1 protein-coding gene is annotated in these 900 nt (G+C 58.2%); it reads right to left on the reverse strand.

The features are described from left to right. Positions 1–190 precede the first annotated feature (190 nt). The coding region (locus NW837_RS15180; protein WP_414332462.1) for a S9 family peptidase at positions 191–900 on the reverse strand (710 nt) is incomplete at its 5' end.

Raw genomic sequence — 900 nt, forward strand, 5'->3', positions numbered from 1 at the left:
ATCCGTACTGAACATATTATACATTATTTTCAGTATAGTTGAGCTTATTATTGACTAGAGTCATGCTCCATCCGGGTTGGCTGGTAAGTCCATCATAGAGGGGCTGCTCTGTCGCGACAGCGTTGTGGAGCAACAATGGGCCATAGATGGGACGGGATCCCTTTCTATTCGACCCATTGAGCAGTCATCATCAGGTGTCCAAGTTCTCGATCCGAACCGGCTCAAGAGGTTCTGCCAGCGGAAACCCCAGCACCTGGGCATAAAAGTAAAGCTCTGCCTCCAAGGCCCTTTTGATGTTGGCCGCCTGGCGAAAGCCGTGTTGCTCTCCCTCGAAAGGCACATAGGCCACTGGGATCCCTTTGGCCCGTAGGGCTGCCACCATCCTCTCCGCCTGATTGGGGGGCACGATGGCGTCTTCCAACCCTTGGAAGAAGATAACCGGACAATTGAGGCCCTCCAGGTGATGAATGGGGGAACGCTCCCGGTAGAGATCCCGCCGCTCTGGGTAGGGGCCAATGAGGCTGTCCAAGTAGCGAGACTCGAACTTGTGGGTCTCCTGGGCTAGGGCTTCCAGATCGCTCACCCCGTAGTAGCTGGCACCCGCCCGGAAGACCCTGTGGAAGGTCAAGGCCGCCAACGTGGTATAGCCGCCAGCGCTGCCCCCTTGAATGAGCAGCCGTTCCCCATCCACCTTGCCCTGTTCTGCCAAAAATTGGGATCCGGCGATGCAATCTTCCACATCTACCAGGCCCCACCGGCCTTTGAGAGCATCCCGATAGGCCCGTCCGTAGCCGCTGCTGCCCCGGTAGTTCACATCCAAAACCGCAATCCCCCGACTGGTCCAGTATTGGATCCCCAGGTTGAGCACGGCTGCCGTCGCCCCGGTGGGCCCGCCGTGGC

Source organism: Synechococcus sp. R6-10, from assembly GCF_047461815.1.
Lineage (GTDB): Bacteria > Cyanobacteriota > Cyanobacteriia > Thermostichales > Thermostichaceae > Thermostichus.